We start from the raw sequence: 23,990 nt of genomic DNA on the forward strand, positions 1-23,990 counted from the left end.
CGCTGAACCAATCAAGCGGGCTTCTCTTTTTTATAAATTACAGAAGAAGGATACGAAAACAGGAACACTCATATCAATCAGTATTCCGTGGAAGATGGCTATGGGAATCATGTCTTTTCCCGAATAGCGTGTGATGGATGGCAGCAATACATCCATCGAATTCACTCCGGCAGCCGAGATAGGAGCCAGCTGTCCGAAATATTTCCGTATGAGCGGAGCGCCGAGCAATGCCATCATCTCCCGGAAAATATTGGCCAGCAATGCAATGGTCCCCAGTTCGGTGGCCAGTTGTAATCCGATAGACGGTTCCTTGAACTGTGTGATCAGAATGGAGGATAGCGAATAATAGGCAAAGCCGCTGCCCACCGCCATACAGTCGAATACACTCCATTGGGTTAATAGCAGACTGGCCAGTGCCGAGAAAAGTAAAGTTCCCGCAATGGTGGCCATCGGCACCAGAAGCATTTTCGGCCGTAAGCTTTTTATCAGTTCCTTTAATTTCTTATTGCTGCCTATGCTGATTCCTACTTGCAGCATCAGCGCATAAAGCACATACATGGAAACAGAGTGCATGTCATACTGGAAATTATTGGCAGCTCCAATCATACATCCTGCACAAAAAAATGCTACAACAATCAAACTACCTTTCATGGTCTGCCTCCTTTCTTAAAAAACAGATGAAATACCAGGAAGGAAGCTAGCATACTGCCCAGAATGCTTAATGTAGCCAATATAGCCGCCTGCCATCCGAATCTGCCTAAATTGTTAATGATTAAGCTGTTGGATCCAATAGAGATGCCCAAAACAAACAGTAGCAGGAAGATAGTGAGCGAGGTGCTCTTTTCTATTTTCTGTAAAAACTGCAAGTTACGCAACACATATCCTATACCGATACCAACAAACATAATAGATATAATAGTAAACATAGCAATCATTTTTTTTAAGTAAAACATATCCAACCAGACGGTCTCATCGAATGAGAACCATCATGCCATATTTTCATCCGGGCACATGTGTGAGCAGGATGAAAGCCTGGTGATAAAATCACGTGTGAGTGGGAATGGAATCTAAACGAATCCGCTGAACCAATGTACATGCACAATGAAGTGATTACACAGGGTTCTATTTCCCCATGTAAGGCAATGCATGCTGTATGTAGTCTGTAATTGGTTCATATCATTGATTCATTTGCGGTGCAAAGGTAATCCTTTTATGTATATTTTCAAAATAAATATTCATAAATCTTCTTGGCCGGAGAAAAAGGCACAGCCTCACGCGCCTAAACGATGTTTAGACTGATGACGCAATGTCCCTTTCTTTTGTGCCTGTGCCTATGCCCAAAGGTGCTTTTACGGGCTACCAAATGATATTTCTTTTTTTCGTTGTCCCCTTTTGCCGGAAGCGGGAAGAATGATTGTTGCTACCCGGCTGAACAAGGACACACGAAGGAACTTCATAGATTTCCTTCTAAGCGAGGTGGAGCCGACCTATTGGAGAAAGATACTGAAACTGACAATCTAAAAACGACGGCGATATGAAAGGAACAGATTATTCCAAGAGAACCGTGTGGGAGTGTCGGTTGAAATCTGCGGTGAGGCAGCAGACGTTGCTGGAGATAGAATATTACATCAACCATACGTATTTGGAACGATTCAGGCCATGACCTTCCATGCTTTATGAAATACCGGAAGACAAAGAAGCCCCCGGCATGGTGGCCGAGGGCGAAGCGGAATATGGGAAGAGGTGATTTATACTGAATAGATGGGATTATTGTTTTGTTTTAATTTAACCATTTTGATGAATGAAGCCAATGTCTCAATTTCAGGTTGGAACTCTTTGTCAAATGATGTCCGGTAAGAGGCAGGGACAACAAGTTTAAGGTGTTCGTGTTTCATTTCCCGAAGCTGATTCTTGGAAATGCCTTGTTGCAGGGTAAACAAGTATTTGGTTTCGATGCGGTCTGCCTCGTTCAGGACTTGTCGCCAACGGTCTTTGCAGGTTGTTTTTGCTCCAAGAAATACCAGTTTGTTAGCAGGAAACAGCATGTTATGGTAAGCTTTCCCGTTGGGAAACAGGAAATCGGGCTTTTTATTGTCTTCCGTCACGGCTTGTTCTTCGTATTCCAATTGCGCCGCCGTGAATATCGTTGCAAGGTGATGCTCCAAGGATTTGCCTGCGCGGGATTTGCGACGGTTGAGAATGATGTTTGAAAATTTGACTAATTCTTGACAGTTAGAAAAAGGCACACTGTAAATAGGTGCATAAACTTTCTCCTCGAAACTGCGGAATAGACTGTACTCCGTATCAATCCATTTTAATAATTGTTCATCGGGAGACTTGCAAATATGAACGTCCGTGATATGATGAGCTTTGTTATATATGTCTCTGGCGAATTGAGCCATTTGCCGGGTTTCCGGAAAATCGGCGTATAAGGCAACAAGCTCTTGGATGCCGATTTCCAATTGCTTTTCCGGTGTACTTGCTTGTGTAACATCAATCAATTGATTTGTTTTCTCTGGAGAAAGGTTGAAATAGGCAAAGAAATCGTCAATGTCCTGATCTGTCTGCAAGACGAAACCATAATAATAATCCTCGCTCTGTTGGGCAATAATGAGCAAATCGCCTACATTGTCTTCCTCAAAAAAAGGAAAGCCTTTCCCAAAACGGGTTATTCGGTATTCATTACGTGTTCCTTGCCCATAATAGATAAAACGGCTGTCGGTTGTAAAATCATCTTGCCATTTGACCTTTACCATCTTGTCTTTGTTTTCACCTTTCACTCCCGGAGTGTCGAACAAAAGTGCCGCTGCGCATTTGGGTATATAGAAACCTGCCTGATGTGAACCGTTCTTCCCGGTATCATTGGCTGTAATGAAACGGCAAAATGCATATTTTGCATTTTGCACTTTGACTATAGCACTATTTAGAATTTCACTCATAGCAATCAATTATTTAACATGGTTTTTACTAATTGTTCTGAAACGGCTGTAATAAGAGGCACTACAACTGAATTCCCGCATTGTCTGTAAGCTTGTACATCAGAGACTTGGTTAAGGCGATATTCATCGGGGTATCCCATTAGTCGGGCACATTCGCGAGGAGACAATCTACGAGGATTCTTTCCTCCTGTTTGTGGAATAAGGATTTCGGAACCATCCTTATAGTAACGGGCACTTAACGTACGGGAAATACCATTCAGATCCACCATTCCGAAACCAAATCCATTTCCTTTGGCGCGATGCTTTTCTGCATAGTTTTGCAGATAGCTCCAAAGTTTATCACTCAACGTGTATTTTTCGTCAATATCAGGGTCTAGTATTTCTTTGATGCTCTGGGTTGATTGTTTCTGCTCGGGAAAGGCGAATTGCTCTTTTCCATGAAAGACATCTTGGTCAAAACCTACTATCATGATACGTTCCCGATGTTGTGGCACATAGGTTTGTCCGTCCATGACAAGGTAGTGGAGTGAATAACGCAATTCCTCTAATGTGCCTTTGATTATTTTGAACGTGTTGCCTTTGTCATGCGACATCAGGTTTTTCACATTCTCCAAAAAGAATGCTTTGGGACGGTGACGACTGATGATGTCTGCCACATCAAAAAACAACGTACCTTGCGTTTTATCCTTGAATCCCGTTTCCCGTCCGAGACTTTTTTTCTTCGAAACTCCGGCAATAGAAAATGGTTGACACGGAAAACCGGCACATAGCACATCAAAATTCCGAGGAATATAGCTCTTGGTTATTTCTTTCGTAATGTCGCCAAAAGGCATTTCTCCAAAGTTTGCCAAGTAAGTCTTTTGGGCATATTTGTTCCATTCCGACGAGAATACACACTTGCCACCTTGCGCCTGCATGGCTAGGCGGAAACCTCCCATTCCGGCAAATAGGTCGATGAAAGTGAATTTTGGTTTTTTAGGGTCGGGAAATGGTACGTTGAAGAAATCCGAGAACAGACCGTATGCGGTAGGATCTTCTGCGACTTTGGTCACATATTCATCCGTTATTTCTTCTTCCTTACTCTCTTTTTTCTGCTCTAAAAACTCACGGATGGCGTATATCACTTCCCGCTTACTTTCTTTGCTTTCGATGCAGTCGTTGTTATGCAGATAATGGCTGAGTACAGCCAATTGATTTTCCCAACTGGTCTCTCCGTACACTTTAATGTTGTTTTGCTCGTCAATTTCCTCGGGGAAGTTGGCGAGCTTAATATCTTGTATGACTGTTTTTTTTGCTATCATTCAATTTGAAAATTAATTAATGAGGACAAAAGTACTGCTTTTTATTGAGAATAGCGAATAACAAGTTTTTAAAGATTCTGCATTTTATTCCTTTTTGTAGCGTTTGGTATCGGGAATAAAGGTTTTCATCAGTGATGTTTTTTATCGATCTATGGGGTAACTATTGGGTTGTCCTCCACTCTTCATCGTCCTTATTTTTTTGGGGGGGGTAAAATTAGTTAGTAAAGGGTCCGATGTCGGTACGCAAAACTGTGAGGAACGGTGCAATCTTTTTTCCGTAACCGGATTTCTCGCGTGAGTTGTCAGTAGCTCACTATGTCGCAGTATCTTGTTTCGCCATCCGTACCCGTTTGTCGCATTTTCGGGCATGGTTACGAACAAGTAGCGTAGCGGTGTCAGGATTTGGCTTCGGCGGGGATTGTAATGACTTTACGAATAATCGACAGTTCAACCGACACTGTTGTAACTTAATTCTATCACTATATCTTTCTGTGTTTCACTTTTTTTTCGTAACTTTGTTTGGAATATATAATAAACAAAAAGAATGGATTATACCGAACAGTTTATCCGGCTGCATTGCAGCTTGATGTCAGACTACAGAATGATGAAGTTGCGTGCCGACATGAAATGCATGGGGATAGGGCTGTATTTTGAGATGATGTTGTTTCTGCGGAGGCAAGAGGAATATCAACACGATTTTAACGAACTGGATTTGTTGGCTGAAAAATGGGGGGCTACAGTGGAAGACCTGCGGCATCTTATTAAAGACTTTAACTTGTTCGTCATAACGGAGGACGGGTATTTCCGATGCTTGTATCTGGACAAGGTGATGGGTTATCAGAACAAACTTTCGGAACAACGTGCCGCCGCCGGTAGTAAAGGCGGAAGAAGCAGCAAGAAAAAGACTGCGCAGACAGCTGGGAAAGTAATCACTTCTGCTGTCCTCGCGGCAGCGGATCAAGAAGCGAATGACGATGCAAATAATAAGGAAAACAACACGGAAAGCAATGCGGAAAATAGCGTAAAATGCATAAAAAATACGATTGAAAAAAGTGAGGATGAAAATGTAACCAAAAATACGAAGCAATGTGCTGATAGTGAATGTGTTGAAAGGCGTTTGCAAGCAAGCTTTAAGCAAAACTTTATAAGAGAAGAAAAGAATAGAGAAGAGAAGAAAAACAACAGTAACAAAGAAAAAGAAATAATTGCTGTTGTTGCTGTTGTTGAACTCTTCAAAAATATGGGATTTGCACCTCGACGGAAACGCTATCTCTATGAATTTTTCCCTGCCCGGATTCTGGTGGACACACCACGCACGATACCGGATTTGGATGAAAGAGGAATCGGACCACCTGGGGAGAAATGCACATCGTATCGATTGCCGGAAGCTGTTTGAACCCTAAGTATCTACCGTTGGTCACGGAAGAAAGGGATCTTTCACGTGTAAGATGCTATATCTTACAGCTGTAAGATTATAAATCTTTCACCTTCATCGTCTGGACATTGCAAAGGAATTCAGCCGGTCTGTGCGTGGTGGGGTATAACCGTCTGCCGCTTGTTTTCACGAGTACCGTCTGGGGTATCTCAAGAGAATACTCAGCAGGGCAAACACCCCGATGGCGGCCGGATAGTACAAGTATTCGATGATGCTCAAAGGAGACAGGGAGGCCAGTTTGGCAGCAATCAGCATTTGTGCTCCGTAAGGGATAATTCCCTGGATGACACACGAGAACGTATCCAGAATGCTGGCGCTCTTGCGTTTGTCCACTTTGTAGCGGGTAGCAATATCGTTGGCAAGCGGTCCCACTGTGATGATGGCTATCGTATTGTTGGCTGTACAGAAATTGGCGATACTCACCAAAGCTGCGATGCAAAGCTCGGCTCCGCGTTTGCTGCTGATGTGTTTGGTCAGTTTTAGGATGATATAGTCCACTCCGCCGTTAAAGCGGATCAGTTCCAGCATGCCGCCTGCCATCAGGGTGATGATGATGAGTTCGCCCATCCCGGTGATTCCTGTGCCCATGGAGCCGAGCCAGTCGAACAGGCTGATGCTCCCTGTGAGCAGGCCGATCATTCCTGTGGCGGCGATGCCCAGTATCAGTACGAGTGCTACATTCATACCTGCTATGGCGGTTCCCAGTACAACCAGATAGGGGAGGACTTTGACCCATTCCACCGACTGGATATCGTGGGTGGTCATCACGTCCATCCCTCTGAAAATATAGTAGCCGAAAACCACCAGGGCGGCCGGAAGGGCTATCATGAAGTTTACCCGGAACTTGTCACGCATGGCGCATCCTTGGGTACGGGTGGCGGCGATGGTGGTGTCCGAGATGAAGGAAAGGTTGTCGCCGAAAAAGGCGCCTCCCACCACAATAGCTGTCATGAAGGCCAGGTTCATGTCGGTTTTCTCTGCGATACCTGCTACCACGGGGGCTAGTGCCACGATGGTTCCCACCGAGGTTCCGATGGAGAGCGAGATGAAACAGGCGGCCAGGAAGATGCCTGCCAGCAGCAGATTGTCCGGCAGCAGGAGAAGCGTAAGATTGACGGTCGCGTCAATGGCCCCGATATCTTTGGCACTTTGGGCGAATGCGCCTGCCAGGATGAAAATCCAGATCATCAGCATGATGTTCTTGTTGGCAGCGCCGATGGAATATTGTAGCATGCGCTCGTTCAAGCTCAGGCCTTTGGTGATGCATACCGCATAGACCGAGGAGGCCATGAAAGCAACCGTGATGGGGACTTTGTAGAAGTCGTTTACAATGATAGAGGTCACCAGGTACAGGCATAGAAATACCAGTAGTGGACTGAGTGCCCACAGGCTGGGTTTATTGGTTATTGGAGTTAATTTTTCACCGTTCATGAATTTGTATTTTATAAAATGAGGTGCAAAGTTACAAAAAGACTTGTTTTATAACAATATATGGGAGAAAAAGGTCACAGCCCCACCTTCGTAACAGGGAAGGCAGGGCTGTAAGGGTATTGGGAAAGTGGGGTATAAGATGGGATTACAGTGTCACGCCTGTCTTGAAGATGGCGATTTCACGATAATTCTTCTTTTCATTGTTTACCGGTTCTCCGCTGGCAACACGGATGATATAGTCTATAAAGCGTTCGCAGGTCTTTTCCATCGGTTCGTTTTCTACGATGACTCCGGCATTGAAGTCAATCCATCCCGGTTTGTTTTTAGCCAGAGTGGAGTTGGTGGAAATCTTCATGGTAGGAACAAACGTACCGAACGGAGTACCGCGGCCGGTAGTGAAGAGCACCATGTGACAGCCGCAGGAGGCGAGGGCGGTGGCAGCTACCAAATCGTTGCCCGGTGCGGAAAGCAAGTTCAAACCTTTCACTTTCAGACGGTCGCCATAGCCCATCACTCCGTCAACGTATGCTTTGCCGCATTTTTGGGTACATCCCAACGCTTTGTCTTCCAGAGTGGAGATACCACCTGCCTTGTTGCCCGGTGACGGATTTTCGCCCACTGGCTCGCCGTGTGACAGGAAGTATTCCTTAAAGTCATTAATCAGGTGTACGGTCTGCTCGAACAGTTCCTGGGTGCGGCAACGGTTCATCAGGATAGTTTCCGCACCGAACATTTCGGGAACCTCCGTCAGTACGGAAGTACCGCCCTGTGCAATCAGGAAGTCGGAGAACATACCCAGCAACGGATTGGCGGTGATACCTGAGAAACCATCCGAACCGCCGCATTTCAAGCCTACACGCAGTTCGGACAAAGGAACATCCTCGCGCACATCGGTCTTGGCTTTGGCGTACAGTTCACGCAGAATCTTCATACCTTCTTCAAATTCATCCCCCACTTTCTGAGTTACCATGAACTTTACGCGGTCTGTGTCATAATCGCCCAGAAATTCGCGGAAAACATCCGGCTGGTTGTTCTCGCAACCCAGGCTGACAATCAGTACGGCTCCTGCATTAGGATGCAGAATCATGTCGCGGAGAATTTTCTTGGTATTCTCGTGGTCATCGCCCAGCTGTGAACAGCCATAGTTGTGAGGGAATGCCACGATAGCGTCCACACCTTCGCAGTTGGTTTCGCGGCGTAACGCTTCGGCCAGTTGTCCGATGATACCGTTTACACAACCCACGGTGGGAATAATCCATACCTCGTTACGGATACCTACATCACCGTTCTTGCGGCGGTATCCTTTGAACGTCAGGTCTTTCTTCGGGATATTGAGGTCTACGCTGACCGGATTGTAGGTGTAATCCAACAGTCCGGCAAGGTTTGTCTTTATCTGGGTTTCATTGATCCAGCGTCCTTGCTCCACGGCAGTCACGGCATGGCCGATGGGGTAACCATATTTGATGATATTCTCGCCTTGGGCGAAATCTTTCAGTGTCACCTTATGGCCGGCGGGCACGTCTTCTTTCAACGTGATGACATGACCGTCTACCGTGATGGTCTCGCCTGCTTTTAAATCCGAGATAGCCACCACTACGTTATCAGCCGGATTGATTTTCAAATACTTTGTTTCCATTTCTATTTTTAGTTATCAGATTTATTTTTTATGTGCGTCCAGATAGAAATCCACGTTCTCCACCGCAAGCAGGGTGATGGGCATGTAATTGCATTGCTTCACCTCTTTCTTGAAAATCAGGTGGTTGCACAGGCTCTCTACGCCGCTGTATCCTTGTGCGGTAGGTTGCTGCGCGATCAGGAAATCCACTGCGCCCTCTTTCAGACAAGAGACGTTCCGACGTAATAAATCGTACCCAATCAGTTTGAAATTTTTTAGGTTGTGCCCGATGAGATATTCGCCTATGATGTACACTTTCGAGTTGAAAGTGATGCCGCACGTAATCTGTGGGTTCTCTTGGAAAAAGCGGTTCATCAGCGCCTCGTCCTCGTCCGGACGTTTGGCATAGAGATTCAGTTCCACGATCTTGCAGTCGGGAAAATGCTCCTGCATATATTTTCTGAATCCTTTTTCACGGTTTTCCTGCTGGTTTGATCCCAGACGCCCTTCGTTGATTTGTCTGAAGATAACGATTTCTTTGGGACATTCTCCCAGCATCATGGCCATGCGGGCGGCAAAGTATCCGCTTTGATCGGATTTCTGCCCGAAGAATGCCAGCGGGTTCAGACTGGACACATTGGAGTCTATAAATATATAAGGTATTTCCCGTTCTTGTAACTTGTCGGTGAATCTGGCCGTCATCTCAGGAATAGTGGGGGCGAGCAATACGCCATCCGGCTCTTGCTTCAGTATTTCCTCGCCGGCGTTGATGAAGGAGGAATATTCATATTGGTCATAGTACATCACGGACAGGGTGATGTGGAAATCCGAAAAGGTCTCTACGGCTCTTTTCATCCCCAGTTCCACATCGGTCCAGTAATCGCCTTCCTTGTGCTGTGGCAGCAGGCAGACAAACAGGTACTTTTTGTTGGATGCCAAAGCGCTGGCATACATATTGGGCTGGTAATCCAGTTGCTTCAATATTTCTTCCACCCGTTTCCGGCTGGCTTCGGATACTCCTGTGCGGCCATGCAATACACGGTCCACTGTGCCGACTGATACGTCTGCCAGGCGGGCGATATCCTTGATTCTGATTCTTTCGGGCAGTTTATTCATACCTTAATTATATATATTGTGCTCGTGCACACTGATAATTTATTTTTTTTCGACACAAATATATAACAATTTTTGGTTTTAAAAAAATAAATAGTACCTTTGTGCACGCACACGGATGAATTATTTGAGTGCCCTGTTGAGTACAAGGTTGCGATGTGATCCGTCTATGGATGTGTAAACCAGTATTTTAATAGGATTGGAAGTTAAACGAATAAATATATAACAATTTAAAATCACGAAATTATGGGAAAAGTAGTAACCTTAGGTGAAATTATGTTGAGATTGTCAACTCCGGGAAACACACGTTTTGTACAGTCGGATTCATTTGATGTTGTTTATGGCGGTGGTGAAGCGAATGTAGCGGTGAGCTGCGCGAACTACGGTCACGAAGCTTATTTCGTAACTAAATTGCCGAAACACGAAATTGGACAGTCTGCTGTGAATGCATTGCGTAAATATGGTGTGAAGACCGATTTCATCTGTCGTGGTGGCGACCGCGTAGGTATCTATTATCTGGAAACAGGAGCTTCCATGCGTCCTAGCAAAGTAATTTATGACCGTGCCCACTCAGCTATCGCTGAAGCCGATCCTTGCGATTTCGACTTTGATGCTATCATGGAAGGTGCTGACTGGTTCCACTGGTCGGGTATCACTCCGGCTATTTCTGACAAGGCTGCCGAATTGACCAAATTGGCTTGTGAGGCTGCAAAGCGTCATGGTGTTACAGTGTCTGTAGACTTGAACTTCCGCAAGAAATTGTGGACTAAAGAAAAAGCACAGTCTATCATGAAACCGTTGATGCAGTATGTAGATGTATGTATAGGTAACGAAGAAGATGCCGAACTTTGTCTGGGCTTCAAACCGGAAGCGAATGTGGAAGCCGGTGAAACCAATGCGGAAGGCTACAAAGGAATCTTTAAGGCTATGGCAAAAGAATTCGGCTTTAAATATGTGGTTTCTACCTTGCGTGAATCATTCTCGGCTACTCACAACGGCTGGAAGGCTATGATTTACAACGGAGAAGAATTTTATGAATCAAAACGCTATGACATCAACCCGATTATTGACCGTGTAGGTGGTGGCGACTCATTCTCCGGAGGTATTATTCACGGTCTGCTGACCAAACCGAATCAGGGTGCCGCCCTTGAATTTGCTGTTGCCGCTTCTGCTTTGAAGCATACTATCAACGGTGACTTCAACTTGGTATCTGTAGACGAAGTGGAAGCATTGGCCGGTGGCGATGCCAGCGGACGTGTACAACGCTAAAATTGTTTTTGGAGGAATGCGAATAACGCAGATCTTTGACACGTTTTGATAGGTATCATTTGCGTCATTCGCGTTCCAGTCTTTCATTTAAACTAAAATATAAAATTATGGCTCGTTTTGATAAAATAGCAGTGTTGAACAAGATTGGTTCAACCGGCATGGTTCCTGTATTCTACCATAAAGATGCAGAAGTGGCAAAGAAAGTAGTGAAAGCTTGTTATGACGGCGGAGTTCGTGCTTTCGAATTTACAAACCGTGGTGACTTTGCTCATGAGGTGTTTGCGGAAGTAGTGAAATACGCGGCAAAGGAATGTCCTGAAATGGCTATGGGAGTAGGTTCTATCGTTGATCCTGCTACTGCTGCTCTTTACTTGCAATTGGGTGCTTGCTTTGTGGTAGGCCCGTTGTTTAATCCTGAAATCGCTAAAGTGTGCAACCGCCGTTTGGTGGCTTATACACCGGGATGCGGAAGTGTGTCCGAGGTAGGTTTCGCTCAGGAAGTAGGTTGCGATCTTTGCAAAATATTCCCGGGTGATGTATTGGGAGCAAAATTGGTTAAAGGTTTGCTGGCTCCGATGCCTTGGTCTAAACTGATGGTGACCGGTGGTGTGGAACCGACTCAGGAAAATCTGACTTCTTGGATCAAGGCAGGTGTGTTCTGTGTGGGTATGGGTTCTAAATTGTTCCCAGGCGACAAGGTGGCCGCAGAAGACTGGGCGTATGTAACCGCAAAATGTAAAGAAGCATTGGCTTACATTGCAGAAGCCCGCGCAAATAAATAAGGAAGAAAGATCAGCTCATGCCCGCAAGGGGTTAGTGAATTAGGGCGTGAGTATCATTTTGTTTAAAGGTGTATATAAAATGGGTAAGGGCCATCGCGAAGGGAATTCGCGGTGGCTTTTCACTTTCCGGCAGGGGCTTGAAGCGGGTGGCGTAAAAATATTCTTGTAAAGATTGGCAGATAGAATAAAAATTTGTTCTTTTGCACCGTTTTTATAAAAATAAAATGAAGCGTTTAATTTAAAACACACACAAATGAAAAGAACATTATTGAAGGTGGCCGTCATGCTGTTGTGCTTGGCGGGGGTGACTCCTGCAATGGCCCAGTTTAATTTGAAGAAGGCACTTGGGGGAGCCGTAAAGGCTGCAAAAGCGGTGACTTTGACCGATGAGCAGATGACAGAGTATGTAAAAGAGTACATTGACTGGATGGATAAGCATAATCAGGTTTGTGCGGATGATGATCCTTATACCATCCGTTTGAAAAAACTGACAGAGGGCTTGACCGAAGTGGAAGGGATGCCGCTGAATTTCAAAGTATATTATGTGATTGATGTGAACGCATTTGCCTGTGCCGACGGCAGTGTGCGTGTGTTCTCTTCACTGATGGATATCATGACCGATGAAGAGTTGCTGGGAGTGATAGGCCATGAGGTGGGCCACGTGGCGCACAAGGACTCAAAGAACGGTTTCCGTACCGCATTGCTGACATCGGCGTTGAAAGACGGTATTTCATCGCAAGGCGGAAAAGCGGCTGCTCTGACAGAATCTCAGTTGGGTGATCTGGGGGAGGCTCTGGTCAATGCAAACTATTCACAAAAGCAAGAACGTGCCGCTGATGATTACGGTTATGAATTTCTGAAAAAAGCAGGTAAGAATCCTTGGGCTATGGCGTTGTCGTTCCAGAAATTGAAAAAAATGCAAGAGGAGGCAGGCGCACAGAAAAGCAGCAAGCTGAATCAGTTGTTCTCTACTCACCCCGATCTTGACACACGCATCCGGCGTATGGAGGAACGTGCTACCAGTGAAGGTATCGAGAAACCTGCAAACACGATGGAGGGAACAGCGAAATAAACATTTCCCGGAAATGTAGGTTATACATAATCGAGGGTGCCCGCTCTGATGGCGGACACCCTCTTCTTTGTTGGGAGATTTTTTTGTATGATCTTATCTTGCCTCCCGGCGGGATAAAATCTGAATTCATTGTTATGAGAGAAATCCTTATTGGGAGAAAATTAAAGTCCAAAGTTCAGGTTAAAAGAAACAAGTGTTCTTTTCGTCTAGATTATAGAAGGAAATCTCTTAGTACAAAGATACGCTTATTTTAATAGTTGCCGAACTCCCTGCAGGGTTATATCATAGCTAGATTTCCTAAAATGATGGCAAAAATTCCTTTTTTCTTTCCGGTACTTTGCTCTCTCTCTACATTGTAACATCTATTATATATTGTAAATCAATTGGTTAAATATATATGTGGTTTCTATAGTACACAAAAATAGGGTGGTTTAATATGAGTGAAAATCACTATCTTTGTATAAACCAACAGAAAGAAATGCACAAAACAGTTTAGCCATGATGAATTACGCATACGATACATCTTTGCAGGAAACGATGATACTGACTGAAGCGTTTCACACAGACCGGGCCATCTATGACAATGGTAGTCTGTATAAGTTTATATGGGTCCAGGAAGGCAAACTGACATTGATAGTAGATCACGTGGAAATAGAGATGGAGGAGGATGAAATCATCTCAGTGAGCAATCTTCACCGCACGGAGTTCAAGAATGTATCCGGCAGGTATCTTGCCCTTCTGTTCAACGAGAATTTTTATGGTATTTACAAGCACGAGAAAGAGGTTTCGTGCAGCGGAGTGCTGTTCAGCGGAACTTCCGGTATAGTGCATCTGCGGCTTCCGATAGCCGATTCCGAATTGTTGCGTGAGGTAGTGGACCGGATGGTTACCGAGTATATCCTGCGGGACAGCCTGCAAGGAGAAATGCTCCGCCTGCTGCTGAAACGTTTCATCATTCTGTGTACCCGGCTGGCCCGTAAGCAGTTGTCCGGCTTTCCGGTCAATGAAAAAGGTTTTGATATCATCCAGCGTTATTATGTGTTGGTGGACAATCATTTCAAGGAGAAAAAACAGGTGCAGGCGTATGCGGCTTTGCTGCATCGTTCTCCCAAGACACTCTCCAATTTATTTGCCGCATACGGCATGCCTTCTCCGTTGAAGATTATACAAGAACGGGTGGTGACCGAGGCGAAACGGTTGCTGCTGCATACTTCGCACAGCATCAAGGAAATATCGGTGATCCTGGGCTTTGAGAGTGTGGGCACTTTCAGCCGCTTCTTTAAGAATATGACGGGGGAGAATACCTCGGCATACCGGAAAAGATTACAATAAATAAGAATGAGTTCCTGTTTCTATTGATTTTGATAAAAACAGGGGCATTTTTCATGCCTTATGCAGTTATTCTGAAACAGGATCCGTTATCTGATTAAAAAAACAAGCATCAAAACTTTCTATCTATCTAATTTTCTTGTAAATTTGCACCTTAATTTTTGGAAGGTATTGCCTTTTAGTTAGAGAATACAAGAAAACGATATAAAATTATGAGTAAGAAATTTGCTGAACACTCGCAACTCAACCTATCACAGGTCAATAAGGATGTGCTGAAAAAGTGGGATGAAAACGATGTTTTCGCCAAGAGTATGACAGAACGTGAAGGATGTCCTTCTTTCGTGTTTTACGAAGGACCTCCCTCGGCTAATGGTATGCCGGGTATTCACCACGTGATGGCACGTACCATTAAAGATACTTTCTGCCGCTATAAAACCATGAAGGGTTTCCAGGTAAAACGCAAGGCCGGATGGGATACTCACGGACTGCCTGTGGAACTGGGTGTGGAAAAGGCGCTGCATATCACCAAGGAGGATATTGGAAAGACCATCTCTGTTGCCGAGTATAACGCTGCTTGCCGTAAGGACGTGATGAAGTTCACCAAAGAGTGGACAGACCTTACTCATAAGATGGGGTACTGGGTGGACTTGGAGAATCCCTATATCACTTATGATAACCGCTATATTGAAACGCTGTGGTGGCTTTTGAAGCAGCTTTATAACAAAGGCCTGCTGTATAAAGGTTACACCATCCAGCCTTACTCTCCGGCTGCCGGAACAGGATTGAGCTCGCACGAGCTGAACCAGCCGGGCTGTTATCGCGATGTGAAAGACACCACTGTGGTGGGACAGTTCAAGATGAAGAATCCGAAACCCGAAATGGCGGAATGGGGAACTCCCTACTTCCTGGCGTGGACGACTACTCCGTGGACATTGCCTTCGAATACGGCATTGTGCGTAGGGCCGAAAATAGACTATGTGGCCGTGCAGACTTATAACGGATATACCGGAGAAAAGATGACCGTAGTATTGGCAAAAGCCTTGCTTTATACTCACTTTAACAAGAAAGCGGAAGAACTGGCCCTGGAAGACTATAAACCGGGCGACAAACTGATTCCGTTCAAAGTAGTGGGTGAATATAAAGGACCGGATCTGGTAGGCATGGAATACGAACAGCTTATTCCTTGGGTGAAACCGGTGACAGTGGATGAAAACGGAAAATGGCAGGAAGCGGCCGGTCAGGCATTCCGCGTTATCTCCGGTGACTATGTAACCACCGAAGACGGTACGGGTATCGTACATATCGCTCCGACATTCGGTGCGGACGATGCTTTCGTGGCACGTGCGGCAGGCATTCCTTCTCTGTTCATGATAAACAAGAAGGGTGAAACCCGTCCGATGGTGGACCTGACTGGTAAATTCTATCTGTTGGACGAACTGGACGAGACGTTTGTAAAGGAATGCGTGGACGTAGAGAAATATAAGGAATATCAGGGCCGGTGGGTGAAGAATGCCTATGATCCTCAGTTTACTGTAGATGGCAAGTACGATGAAAAAGCTGCTGCTGCCGCCGAATCACTTGATATCTATATCTGTATGAAGATGAAAGCTGATAACAAGGCGTTCAAGATAGAAAAGCATGTGCACAATTATCCGCACTGCTGGCGTACTGACAAACCGGTGCTTTACTATCCGCTGGACAGTTGGTTCATCCGTTCTACCGCAGTCAAAGAGCGCATGATGGAACTGAACAAGACTATCAACTGGAAGCCGGAATCTACCGGAACAGGCCGTTTCGGCAAGTGGTTGGAAAACTTGAATGACTGGAACTTGAGCCGTTCCCGTTATTGGGGGACTCCGCTGCCTATCTGGCGCAGTGAAGAAGGAGAGGAACTTTGTATCGGTTCCGTAGAGGAATTGTATCATGAAATAGAAAAATCAATAGCTGCCGGATTTATGACCGTTAATCCTTATAAGGAAAAAGGGTTTGTTCCGGGCGAATATAACGGGGAGAACTATGACAAGATAGACCTTCACCGTCCGTATGTGGATGATATCATCTTGGTGTCTGAAAGCGGCAAACCGATGAAACGTGAGGCGGACTTGATTGATGTGTGGTTCGACTCCGGTGCGATGCCTTACGCACAGTTGCACTATCCGTTTGAAAATAAGGAAATTGTGGACAACCGCACTTATTATCCTGCGGACTTCATTGCAGAAGGGGTGGACCAGACCCGTGGCTGGTTCTTTACGTTACATGCTATCGCTACAATGGTATTCGACAGTGTGGCTTACAAGAACGTGATCTCTAACGGCTTGGTTTTGGACAAGAACGGAAACAAAATGTCAAAACGTCTGGGCAATGCGGTAGATCCGTTCGGTGCTATCGAACAATATGGCTCCGATCCTTTGCGCTGGTACATGATTACCAACTCTTCTCCGTGGGATAACTTGAAATTTGATACCGACGGGGTGGATGAGGTTCGTCGTAAATTCTTCGGTACCTTATATAATACGTATTCGTTCTTCGCACTTTATGCCAATGTGGACGGTTTCGCCTATCAGGAAGCGGAAGTGCCGGTAAATGAACGTCCGGAAATAGACCGTTGGATTCTGTCTGTTCTGAATTCGTTGGTGAAGAACGTGGACGCTTGCTACAACGATTACGAGCCGACCAAGGCGGGACGTCTGATTACAGACTTTGTAAACGACAATCTGAGTAACTGGTACGTGCGCCTGAACCGTAAGCGTTTCTGGGGCAATGCCATGTCACAGGATAAATTGTCCGCTTATCAGACATTGTACACTTGCCTGGAAACAGTGGCCAAGCTGATGGCACCTGTCGCTCCGTTCTATGCCGACCGTCTGTACACGGACTTGATTGCCGTGACAGAGCGTGACACCGTGGCTTCTGTACACCTGGCCAAGTTCCCGGTATGCAATGAGGCATTGATAGACGGAGAACTGGAGGCGCGTATGCAGATGGCTCAGGATGTTACTTCCATGGTATTGGCATTGCGCCGCAAAGTCAATATCAAAGTACGACAGCCGTTGCAGTGTATCATGGTTCCGGTAGTGGACGAAGAGCAGAAAATGCATATCGAAGCCGTGAAAGACTTGATCATGAATGAGGTAAATGTGAAAGAAATCAAGTTTGTTGACGGAGCCGCTGGCGTATTGGTGAAAAAGGTGAAATGTGACTTTAAAAAACTCGGTCCGAAATTTGGCAAACAGATGAAAGCTGTCGCCGCAGCCGTAGCCGGAATGTCGCAGGAAGCTATCGCCGAATTGGAAAAAAATGGTAAATATACCCTTGTGCTTGACGGTGCGGAGGCGGTCATCGAAACAACGGATGTGGAGATCTTCAGTGAGGATATTCCGGGATGGCTGGTTGCCAATGAAGGCAAACTGACTGTGGCCTTGGAAGTTACCGTAACCGAAGAGCTGCGCCGGGAAGGGGTTGCCCGCGAACTGGTGAACCGTATACAGAATATCCGTAAGAGTAGTGGTTTTGAAATAACAGATAAAATAAAAGTGTCATTATCTAAAAATCCTCAAACCGATGATGCGGTAAATGAATATAATACTTATATTTGTAACCAAGTTCTTGCTAACTCTCTCCAATTGGTGGATGAAGTCGAGAACGGTACAGAACTAAACTTTGATGACTTCTCATTATTTGTAGATGTTGTGAAAGAATAACATTAACCTTTTAAAACTAAGTAATATGGCTGAAAAGACAAGATACTCGGATGCTGAACTCGAAGAGTTTCGTGCCATAATCATGGAAAAACTGGAATTGGCCCAACGCGATTATGATCGTTTGAAAAGTAGTATCATGAACAAGGATGGAAATGATACGGATGATACTTCTCCTACTTATAAAGTATTGGAAGAAGGAGCAAACACGCTTTCAAAGGAAGAAACAACCCGTTTGGCGGCACGTCAGTTGAAGTTTATCCAAGGATTGCAGGCTGCGCTGGTACGTATAGAAAACAAAACTTACGGTATTTGCCGTGAAACCGGCAAGTTGATCCCGAAGGAAAGACTTCGTGCGGTTCCTCATGCGACGCTGAGCATTGAGGCAAAGAACGAAGGAAAGAAATAAGATTAGTGGTTAGTGATTAATGATTAGCGATTGATGAGTTTCACTGTCATGTTACAGTGTTAACCGCTAATCACTGATCACTAACCACTAATCACTAATTAATTTTTAATTAAATAAATGAAGAAACTACTCACCAAGGGGCAGCTCTCTGTTCTTATCGTTTTTGGAGTTCTGATTATTGACCAGATAATAAAGATATTGGTAAAAACCAATATGTATTGGCACGAGAGTATCCGTATTACGGACTGGTTCTATATCTATTTTACAGAAAATAACGGCATGGCTTTCGGAATGGAAATATTCGGAAAGCTGTTCCTTACTACCTTTCGTATTGTAGCTGTGGGATTGATTATCTGGTATCTGGCAAAAATCGTGAAACAGAATTATAAGACAGGTTATATTGTCTGTATTTCCTTGATTCTGGCAGGGGCTATCGGCAATATTATAGACAGTGTGTTCTATGGCGTTATTTTTAATGAAAGTACTCATAGTACCATCGCTTCTTTTGTTCCGGTAGGTGAAGGATATTCGGAATGGCTGCATGGTAAGGTGGTGGATATGTTCTATTTTCCCATTATTGAAACCAATTGGCCCGAATGGATACCGGGAATAGGAGGGGAACATTTCATTTTCTTCAGCCCGATATTTAATTTCGCTGATGCCGCCATCAGTTGCGGTATTGTGGCTTTGTTATTATTTTACGGTAAATATCTGAACCAGAATGTTCACCCGTCAGCAGAAGAACTTAAAGAATAAATGATGCGTCGCAGGAATATTACTTGGACATGGCTGCTTAGTGCGGCTTTCATGGTGGGGTGTGGCAAACAGGTGCCTGAAGAAATTATCCAGCCGGACAGGATGGAGAATATCTTGTATGATTATCATCTGAGTATCTCCATAGGCAATAATCTGAGTTATTCCGATAATTATCAAAAGGAGGCATATAAGAATTATGTCTTCGAGAAGCATCATATTACTGAGGCTGAATTCGACTCGTCCATGGTGTGGTACACTCGTCACACGGAGGAACTTGCCAATTTGTATAAAAAAGTGGGGGAACGTTTCCGGGGCGAGAAAAAACACATGCAGGAGTTGCTGGCATTGCGTGAGAACAAACCGGCAGTATCGCTGCCGGGAGATACTGTGAATGTATGGTATGACCGTAAACTTTATTGGCTGACAGATGTTCCGTTGGCAAATAAGGTGACTTTTGAGATTCCCGCTGATAGTAATTTCAAAGCAAAGGACGCTTTCCTGTGGTCGGCCGATTATACATTCCTTTCGGAAGGGGAACGGAGAGCCACTATGGGATTCAATATCTTGTTTGACAATGATTCCGTGGTGGGACGTGTGAAGGATATCACTTGTTCCGGTGTGCAGACCTTGTATATAAAGCCTGATTCTGCTTTTGCCATCAAGAGTGTGAACGGATTTATTTACTATATGGATCGTGATTCGTCAACGAATAAGCCGGGACTGATTATCAATGATATTACTTTGACCCGTTATCATGAACCGGTAGATACAATGACAGTTGCCGGAAAGGATAGTTTGGTTGTGGAGCAGCGTGTTGGAACAGACTCTATGGCAATGGAGAAAAAAGCAGATTCGGTTCAATCTGTGGATATCAGGAAAGATGTGCCTGTGCGTATGAACCCGCGTGAGATGAGGGAGAATAACGCGACAGATCATTCTCAATCAAATCGTCCTCAGAGAATCAAGCGCAGAAATTAAATATTTTTTTTCTTTTGGTATGAAACGTTTTGCTTGTCATTATCTTTATGTTTCGGCAGATGGCTGTTATTCTAAATATGTAGTGGAGTTGGAAGACAACGGTAGAGTGGGCGCATATTTCCCTTTGAAAGAGGAACTTAGTGCGACACAATGGATAGGTGGAGTGATTATTGTTTCTCCTATGCATGAGCTGGAAATTTATTCCGGGGAAAAGTTTGCTGATTTTCTGCAACGTGCCATGCAGGAAACTGAAACGGAACCACCTGTATATGCATGGCATATAGCTGATTTTGACTTGCAGAAAAAAGAGTTTACAATGGAAAGCAGACTGGTACGTTTATAATAGATGCTTTTCATCGTTTCACTTTGCGGCATTCTCATTCAGAACAGAAAGATGTTGGATGAATTTTAAGGTAATAAACGTCTTCTGAACTCCGAGCAAACCACAGCTGTGGCAATTGCTACATTCAACGATTCGGAAGTTTCCCGTTCTTGAGGATAATTGGGGATATATAATTTTCTGTTAATCATTCTCTCTACTTCAGGACTAACTCCTTTTCCTTCATTTCCCATGACAATCAGTCCATGAGCCGATAGGGGTTCTGCATAAATAATATTTCCATTTAAAAAAGTGCCGTACACGGGAGTATCAGTCAGCCCTCCAATAAGCTGTGGCAAAGAACAATAATGCACTTTAACTCTGGCCAATGCTCCCATGGTTGCCTGTACGGTTTTGGGATTATACACATCTGCTGTCCCCACTGAGCAGAAAAGATGCTCAATGCCAAACCAGTCTGCCAAGCGGATAATGGTTCCTAGATTACCAGGATCTTGTACGTCGTCCAATGCCAGACATAGAGAACTCTTAATAACTTCCGGATTCAAATCATAAGAAGGTTGTACAAAAACAGCCAATACCTCTTGGGGAGTTTTTTGAAGACTGGCGCGTGACAACTCTTCCTGTGTTACTTCAATTATTTCGTTTGCCGTGACAGAGTGGTTTGCTTTCAGCCAATTGGAAGTGGCAATCAATAACTTGCAAGGGAAGTACCCTAATAAATCGCCGACCAATTTATGTCCTTCGGCTACAAAAACCTGTTCTTCTTTACGATTTTTTTTCAGTTCCAACGAGCGGATATATTTTATTTTGTTTTTGCTCAGCATGATAATTTTTATTTAATAACAAATATTTGGAGCAAAGCTAAGAAGATATTTTCAATTAATATCTATCTTTGTAGATAAATTTGCGAAGGTTACGGATTTGTATGAAGAAAAGCGCACGCCCATATATATGCACACTTATGATAGCACTATGCACCTCGTGTTCGGTCAGTAAATTTATTCCTGAGAATAAATATTTATTGGATGAGGTCAGGATTGTATCCGAGACGAAGGAAGTGAAGCCGTCACAGTTCAATTCATATATCCGTCAGAACCCTAATGCCAAATGGTTCAATTTGGTTAAGATACCCATGCGGACTTATTGCATTTCAGGTGTGGACTCCACCAAATGGATCAATCGTTTTTTCAGGAAGATTGGCGACGCTCCGGTGATCTATGATGAATCTGTTGCTTTGAAATCCCAGGAGGAGATCGAGAAAGCGGTACGCAATATGGGTTATATGGGGGCTACTGTGCACCTGGACAAGAAAACGAAGAAGGACAAATTGAAATTGGCTTACCATATTCATGCCGGACATCCTTATACTGTACGTCATGTGGCGTATGATATAGATGATTTGCTTATCAGCGACTATATGCGGCAGGATTCTGCCCAAAGCTTGCTGGCATCTGGTATGCTGTTTGATGTGAATGTATTGGATGCCGAGCGGCAGCGGATTACTAAATTGTTACAAAATAAAGGCTATTATAAGTTTAATAAGGATTTCTTGGTCTATCAGGCAGACACGACTAGAAATACTTATCTGGTGGATTTGACTTTAAGATTGCTTCCTTATCAGCGTAGAAAGGAAGATTTACCGCAGAAGCATAGACAATATAAGGTGGGAGAGGTGAATTTTCTGGCGGATGATGAAATAATGTCGGTGCAGGAAGAAACTTTGGCGGAGTTTGACTCTTTGCGGTACAAGGAATATAATATGTATTATAAAAGAAAGGCTTTTCTCCGTCCGCAAGTGTTGGTCGATTTTAACCGTATCCGTCCGGGAGAACTGTATAGTGAACAGGATGTGCAAAACACCTATTCCAACTTGGGTCGTTTGCGTGCCTTGAAATACTCTAATATTCGTTTTCATGAAGTGAATGGAAAGGATAGTACGCAACTGGATGCATACGTGTTTTTGGCAAAGAACAAAAATAAATCCATGGCGTTTGAAGTAGAAGGAACCAATTCGGCTGGTGACTTGGGGGCGGCTGCTTCGGTTTCTTTTCAGCACCGCAATGTGTTCAAAGGTTCCGAAACCTTTATGATGAAAGTGCGTGGTGCTTATGAGGCCATTACAGGGCTGGGGGGGGCCTCACAGGATTATGTGAACGATAACTACATGGAGTATGGGGTGGAAAGCAGCTTGAATTTCCCCCAGTTCATGTTCCCTTTTCTTTCATCGAATTTTAAAAAGAGAATTAGAGCGACTTCAGAGGTCGGCTTAAAATTCACATCTCAAGTTCGTCCGGAGTTCTCGCGTACACTGGCTTCTGCTTCATGGAGTTATAAATGGACTGACAGGAAACGTATGCAACACCGTTTTGATTTGGTAGATGTCAATTATGTATATATGCCTAGAAAGTCATCGGCTTTTCAGGAGTATTTAGATGATATGACTCAGAAGAATTCTCTTCTGAAAGCCAGTTACGAAAATCAGCTTGTGGTGCGTACGGGGTACAGCTTTACCTATAACAGTGCAGGAAACGTGGTGATGCGTACACCTACTAAAAATTCCTATTCTATTCGTGCCAATATTGAAGAGGCTGGTAATTTACTGTATGCAGCTTCCAAATTGGTTCACCCTAATCCGAAAGATGGAGAAGATTATGTGCTGGCGAATATTCCGTTTGCTCAATATGTAAAAGCGGATTTTGATTTTGCAAAGAATTTCATGATAGATCCGCGTAACTCATTTGTCTTTCATATAGGAGCAGGGGTTGCTTATCCGTATGGCAACTCCAAAATGCTTCCTTTTGAAAAGAGGTATTTTTCCGGTGGCGCGAACAGTGTGCGCGGGTGGTCTGTACGTTCGTTGGGACCTGGCGTTTATAAAGGCAGTGAGGATGGAAATATGGATTTTATCAATCAGGCCGGTGACATTAAATTGGACTTGAACATAGAATATCGTACTCATTTGTTCTGGAAATTGAATGGAGCGGCTTTTGTGGATGCCGGTAATATCTGGACTATTCGTGATGACTCCGGACAGGAAGGTGGTTTGTTCAAATTTAACGAGTTTTATAAACAGATAGCTGTAGCATACGGTTTGGGAATCCGTTTTGATCTGGATTATTTGATTCTGCGTTTTGATGGTGGTATGAAGGCCATAAATCCTGTGGAAACAGGCAAAAAGCGATATCCTGTTATTCGGCCGCGCTTCAGCCGTGATTTTGCTTTTCACTTTGCAGTAGGTTACCCGTTTTAAAAAAAATAGATATAATATGATGAAAGAAGGAAAGAAAACATATACCGAGGAAGAGGTTCATGAGTTAAAAAAATGGTTTGATGCTCAATCACTTCCTCAAACAATGCAGATAGACAAGGCTGCTTTTACCCCTAATTTGAAGGATACGGTAGATATGCTGTTTGAGCAGGCTTATGTATGTTACGGGAATCCCAAGATGCAGGGGTGTCTTTATTTGTTAGAGAAAATTAAGAGCAATCTGGAAAAAAACGGGGAAGGAGCGTGAGCAATTAG

Annotated in this window: 21 protein-coding genes; 13 read left to right on the forward strand and 8 right to left on the reverse strand. The window is 44.3% G+C overall.

All coding sequences use genetic code 11. The features are described 5' to 3' along the window. Positions 1–30 precede the first annotated feature (30 nt). A complete protein-coding gene (locus ACYQ0C_RS09625) occupies positions 31–651 on the reverse strand; it encodes a LysO family transporter (protein ID WP_016276577.1) in 621 nt (206 codons plus the stop codon). Further along, positions 648–926, reverse strand: a complete 279-nt coding sequence (locus ACYQ0C_RS09630; RefSeq protein WP_016276578.1) for a LysO family transporter — start codon at positions 924–926, stop codon at positions 648–650. The genes ACYQ0C_RS09625 and ACYQ0C_RS09630 overlap by 4 nt, the downstream gene beginning before the upstream one ends. Before the next feature lie 608 nt (positions 927–1,534). On the opposite strand from ACYQ0C_RS09630, the gene ACYQ0C_RS09635 reads away from it, so the two are divergent. Then, positions 1,535–1,663: a hypothetical protein gene (locus tag ACYQ0C_RS09635; protein WP_016276579.1), complete on the forward strand. Its 129-nt coding sequence runs from the start codon at positions 1,535–1,537 to the stop codon at positions 1,661–1,663. A gap of 85 nt (positions 1,664–1,748) precedes the next feature. Here ACYQ0C_RS09635 and ACYQ0C_RS09640 read toward each other — a convergent pair whose 3' ends face one another. Together ACYQ0C_RS09640 and dcm are read right to left on the reverse strand one after the other, a co-directional pair. Beyond that, entirely contained in the window at positions 1,749–2,939 is a 1,191-nt protein-coding gene (locus tag ACYQ0C_RS09640; protein ID WP_016276580.1) for a type II restriction endonuclease, read from the reverse strand. Positions 2,940–2,944: 5 nt separating this feature from the next. Continuing rightward, positions 2,945–4,240 carry a DNA (cytosine-5-)-methyltransferase gene (gene dcm / locus ACYQ0C_RS09645; protein WP_016276581.1) on the reverse strand — a complete coding sequence of 432 codons (1,296 nt, stop codon included), beginning with the start codon at positions 4,238–4,240 and terminating at the stop codon, positions 2,945–2,947. Positions 4,241–4,784: 544 nt separating this feature from the next. Here dcm and ACYQ0C_RS09650 point away from each other — a divergent pair. Beyond that, a complete protein-coding gene (locus ACYQ0C_RS09650; RefSeq protein WP_016276582.1) occupies positions 4,785–5,636 on the forward strand; it encodes a DUF4373 domain-containing protein in 852 nt (283 codons plus the stop codon). A gap of 165 nt (positions 5,637–5,801) precedes the next feature. Here ACYQ0C_RS09650 and ACYQ0C_RS09655 read toward each other — a convergent pair whose 3' ends face one another. The 3 genes from ACYQ0C_RS09655 to ACYQ0C_RS09665 all read right to left on the reverse strand — a co-directional run bounded on the left by ACYQ0C_RS09655 (position 5,802) and on the right by ACYQ0C_RS09665 (position 9,837). Continuing rightward, the gene (locus ACYQ0C_RS09655) at positions 5,802–7,106 is read right to left on the reverse strand and encodes a Na+/H+ antiporter NhaC family protein (RefSeq protein WP_016276583.1); all 1,305 of its coding nucleotides are present in this window, start codon (positions 7,104–7,106) and stop codon (positions 5,802–5,804) included. Between the two features lie 145 nt (positions 7,107–7,251). Further along, a complete protein-coding gene (locus tag ACYQ0C_RS09660) occupies positions 7,252–8,742 on the reverse strand; it encodes a UxaA family hydrolase (RefSeq protein WP_016276584.1) in 1,491 nt (496 codons plus the stop codon). 21 nt (positions 8,743–8,763) lie between these two features. Next, entirely contained in the window at positions 8,764–9,837 is a 1,074-nt protein-coding gene (locus tag ACYQ0C_RS09665; protein ID WP_016276585.1) for a LacI family DNA-binding transcriptional regulator, read from the reverse strand. A 243-nt stretch (positions 9,838–10,080) separates the two neighbouring features. Between ACYQ0C_RS09665 and ACYQ0C_RS09670 the strand changes: the two genes are divergently transcribed. The 9 genes from ACYQ0C_RS09670 (at position 10,081) to ACYQ0C_RS09710 (ending at position 20,470) form a co-directional block, all read left to right on the forward strand. Further along, positions 10,081–11,103, forward strand: coding sequence for a sugar kinase (locus ACYQ0C_RS09670; RefSeq protein WP_005846604.1), 1,023 nt, complete (start codon positions 10,081–10,083; stop codon positions 11,101–11,103). A gap of 107 nt (positions 11,104–11,210) precedes the next feature. Then, entirely contained in the window at positions 11,211–11,885 is a 675-nt protein-coding gene (locus ACYQ0C_RS09675) for a bifunctional 4-hydroxy-2-oxoglutarate aldolase/2-dehydro-3-deoxy-phosphogluconate aldolase (RefSeq protein ID WP_016276586.1), read from the forward strand. Positions 11,886–12,138: 253 nt separating this feature from the next. Continuing rightward, on the forward strand, positions 12,139–12,957 hold the full coding sequence (locus ACYQ0C_RS09680; RefSeq protein WP_016276587.1) for a M48 family metallopeptidase: 819 nt from the start codon (positions 12,139–12,141) through the stop codon (positions 12,955–12,957). Between the two features lie 498 nt (positions 12,958–13,455). Beyond that, a complete protein-coding gene (locus tag ACYQ0C_RS09685; protein ID WP_016276588.1) occupies positions 13,456–14,289 on the forward strand; it encodes a helix-turn-helix domain-containing protein in 834 nt (277 codons plus the stop codon). Between the two features lie 209 nt (positions 14,290–14,498). Beyond that, positions 14,499–17,987: an isoleucine--tRNA ligase gene (ileS, locus tag ACYQ0C_RS09690; protein ID WP_016276589.1), complete on the forward strand. Its 3,489-nt coding sequence runs from the start codon at positions 14,499–14,501 to the stop codon at positions 17,985–17,987. Between the two features lie 25 nt (positions 17,988–18,012). Next, positions 18,013–18,393 (forward strand): TraR/DksA family transcriptional regulator, encoded by a 381-nt coding sequence (locus tag ACYQ0C_RS09695; RefSeq protein WP_005846592.1) that lies wholly within the window; start codon positions 18,013–18,015, stop codon positions 18,391–18,393. A gap of 117 nt (positions 18,394–18,510) precedes the next feature. Continuing rightward, the gene (locus ACYQ0C_RS09700) at positions 18,511–19,149 is read left to right on the forward strand and encodes a lipoprotein signal peptidase (RefSeq protein ID WP_016276590.1); all 639 of its coding nucleotides are present in this window, start codon (positions 18,511–18,513) and stop codon (positions 19,147–19,149) included. A gap of 3 nt (positions 19,150–19,152) precedes the next feature. Then, a complete protein-coding gene (locus ACYQ0C_RS09705) occupies positions 19,153–20,127 on the forward strand; it encodes a DUF4296 domain-containing protein (protein WP_016276591.1) in 975 nt (324 codons plus the stop codon). A 19-nt stretch (positions 20,128–20,146) separates the two neighbouring features. Beyond that, positions 20,147–20,470, forward strand: a complete 324-nt coding sequence (locus tag ACYQ0C_RS09710) for a hypothetical protein (protein WP_016276592.1) — start codon at positions 20,147–20,149, stop codon at positions 20,468–20,470. Between the two features lie 65 nt (positions 20,471–20,535). Here ACYQ0C_RS09710 and ACYQ0C_RS09715 read toward each other — a convergent pair whose 3' ends face one another. Beyond that, positions 20,536–21,291 (reverse strand): RNA methyltransferase, encoded by a 756-nt coding sequence (locus tag ACYQ0C_RS09715; RefSeq protein ID WP_016276593.1) that lies wholly within the window; start codon positions 21,289–21,291, stop codon positions 20,536–20,538. A 101-nt stretch (positions 21,292–21,392) separates the two neighbouring features. Between ACYQ0C_RS09715 and tamL the strand changes: the two genes are divergently transcribed. Then, the gene (gene tamL, locus ACYQ0C_RS09720; protein WP_016276594.1) at positions 21,393–23,717 is read left to right on the forward strand and encodes a translocation and assembly module lipoprotein TamL; all 2,325 of its coding nucleotides are present in this window, start codon (positions 21,393–21,395) and stop codon (positions 23,715–23,717) included. 16 nt (positions 23,718–23,733) lie between these two features. Then, a complete protein-coding gene (locus tag ACYQ0C_RS09725; protein WP_016276595.1) occupies positions 23,734–23,982 on the forward strand; it encodes a DUF6965 family protein in 249 nt (82 codons plus the stop codon). Positions 23,983–23,990: the final 8 nt, after the last annotated feature.

The organism is Phocaeicola sartorii JCM 17136 = DSM 21941, assembly GCF_054653615.1.

Bases quoted from the DNA above. Each gene is read 5' to 3' on its own strand.
- ACYQ0C_RS09705 (WP_016276591.1), top strand. From the start codon at position 19,153: ATGCGTCGCAGGAATATTACTTGGACATGGCTGCTTAGTGCGGCTTTC.
- ACYQ0C_RS09665 (WP_016276585.1), bottom strand. From the start codon at position 9,837: ATGAATAAACTGCCCGAAAGAATCAGAATCAAGGATATCGCCCGCCTG.
- ACYQ0C_RS09635 (WP_016276579.1), top strand. From the start codon at position 1,535: ATGAAAGGAACAGATTATTCCAAGAGAACCGTGTGGGAGTGTCGGTTG.
- ACYQ0C_RS09640 (WP_016276580.1), bottom strand. From the start codon at position 2,939: ATGAGTGAAATTCTAAATAGTGCTATAGTCAAAGTGCAAAATGCAAAA.
- ACYQ0C_RS09675 (WP_016276586.1), top strand. From the start codon at position 11,211: ATGGCTCGTTTTGATAAAATAGCAGTGTTGAACAAGATTGGTTCAACC.
- ACYQ0C_RS09655 (WP_016276583.1), bottom strand. From the start codon at position 7,106: ATGAACGGTGAAAAATTAACTCCAATAACCAATAAACCCAGCCTGTGG.
- ACYQ0C_RS09625 (WP_016276577.1), bottom strand. From the start codon at position 651: ATGAAAGGTAGTTTGATTGTTGTAGCATTTTTTTGTGCAGGATGTATG.
- ACYQ0C_RS09670 (WP_005846604.1), top strand. From the start codon at position 10,081: ATGGGAAAAGTAGTAACCTTAGGTGAAATTATGTTGAGATTGTCAACT.
- ACYQ0C_RS09685 (WP_016276588.1), top strand. From the start codon at position 13,456: ATGATGAATTACGCATACGATACATCTTTGCAGGAAACGATGATACTG.
- ACYQ0C_RS09630 (WP_016276578.1), bottom strand. From the start codon at position 926: ATGTTTACTATTATATCTATTATGTTTGTTGGTATCGGTATAGGATAT.
- tamL (WP_016276594.1), top strand. From the start codon at position 21,393: ATGAAGAAAAGCGCACGCCCATATATATGCACACTTATGATAGCACTA.
- ACYQ0C_RS09710 (WP_016276592.1), top strand. From the start codon at position 20,147: ATGAAACGTTTTGCTTGTCATTATCTTTATGTTTCGGCAGATGGCTGT.
- ACYQ0C_RS09660 (WP_016276584.1), bottom strand. From the start codon at position 8,742: ATGGAAACAAAGTATTTGAAAATCAATCCGGCTGATAACGTAGTGGTG.
- ACYQ0C_RS09715 (WP_016276593.1), bottom strand. From the start codon at position 21,291: ATGCTGAGCAAAAACAAAATAAAATATATCCGCTCGTTGGAACTGAAA.
- ACYQ0C_RS09725 (WP_016276595.1), top strand. From the start codon at position 23,734: ATGATGAAAGAAGGAAAGAAAACATATACCGAGGAAGAGGTTCATGAG.
- ileS (WP_016276589.1), top strand. From the start codon at position 14,499: ATGAGTAAGAAATTTGCTGAACACTCGCAACTCAACCTATCACAGGTC.
- ACYQ0C_RS09700 (WP_016276590.1), top strand. From the start codon at position 18,511: ATGAAGAAACTACTCACCAAGGGGCAGCTCTCTGTTCTTATCGTTTTT.
- ACYQ0C_RS09680 (WP_016276587.1), top strand. From the start codon at position 12,139: ATGAAAAGAACATTATTGAAGGTGGCCGTCATGCTGTTGTGCTTGGCG.
- ACYQ0C_RS09695 (WP_005846592.1), top strand. From the start codon at position 18,013: ATGGCTGAAAAGACAAGATACTCGGATGCTGAACTCGAAGAGTTTCGT.
- ACYQ0C_RS09650 (WP_016276582.1), top strand. From the start codon at position 4,785: ATGGATTATACCGAACAGTTTATCCGGCTGCATTGCAGCTTGATGTCA.
- dcm (WP_016276581.1), bottom strand. From the start codon at position 4,240: ATGATAGCAAAAAAAACAGTCATACAAGATATTAAGCTCGCCAACTTC.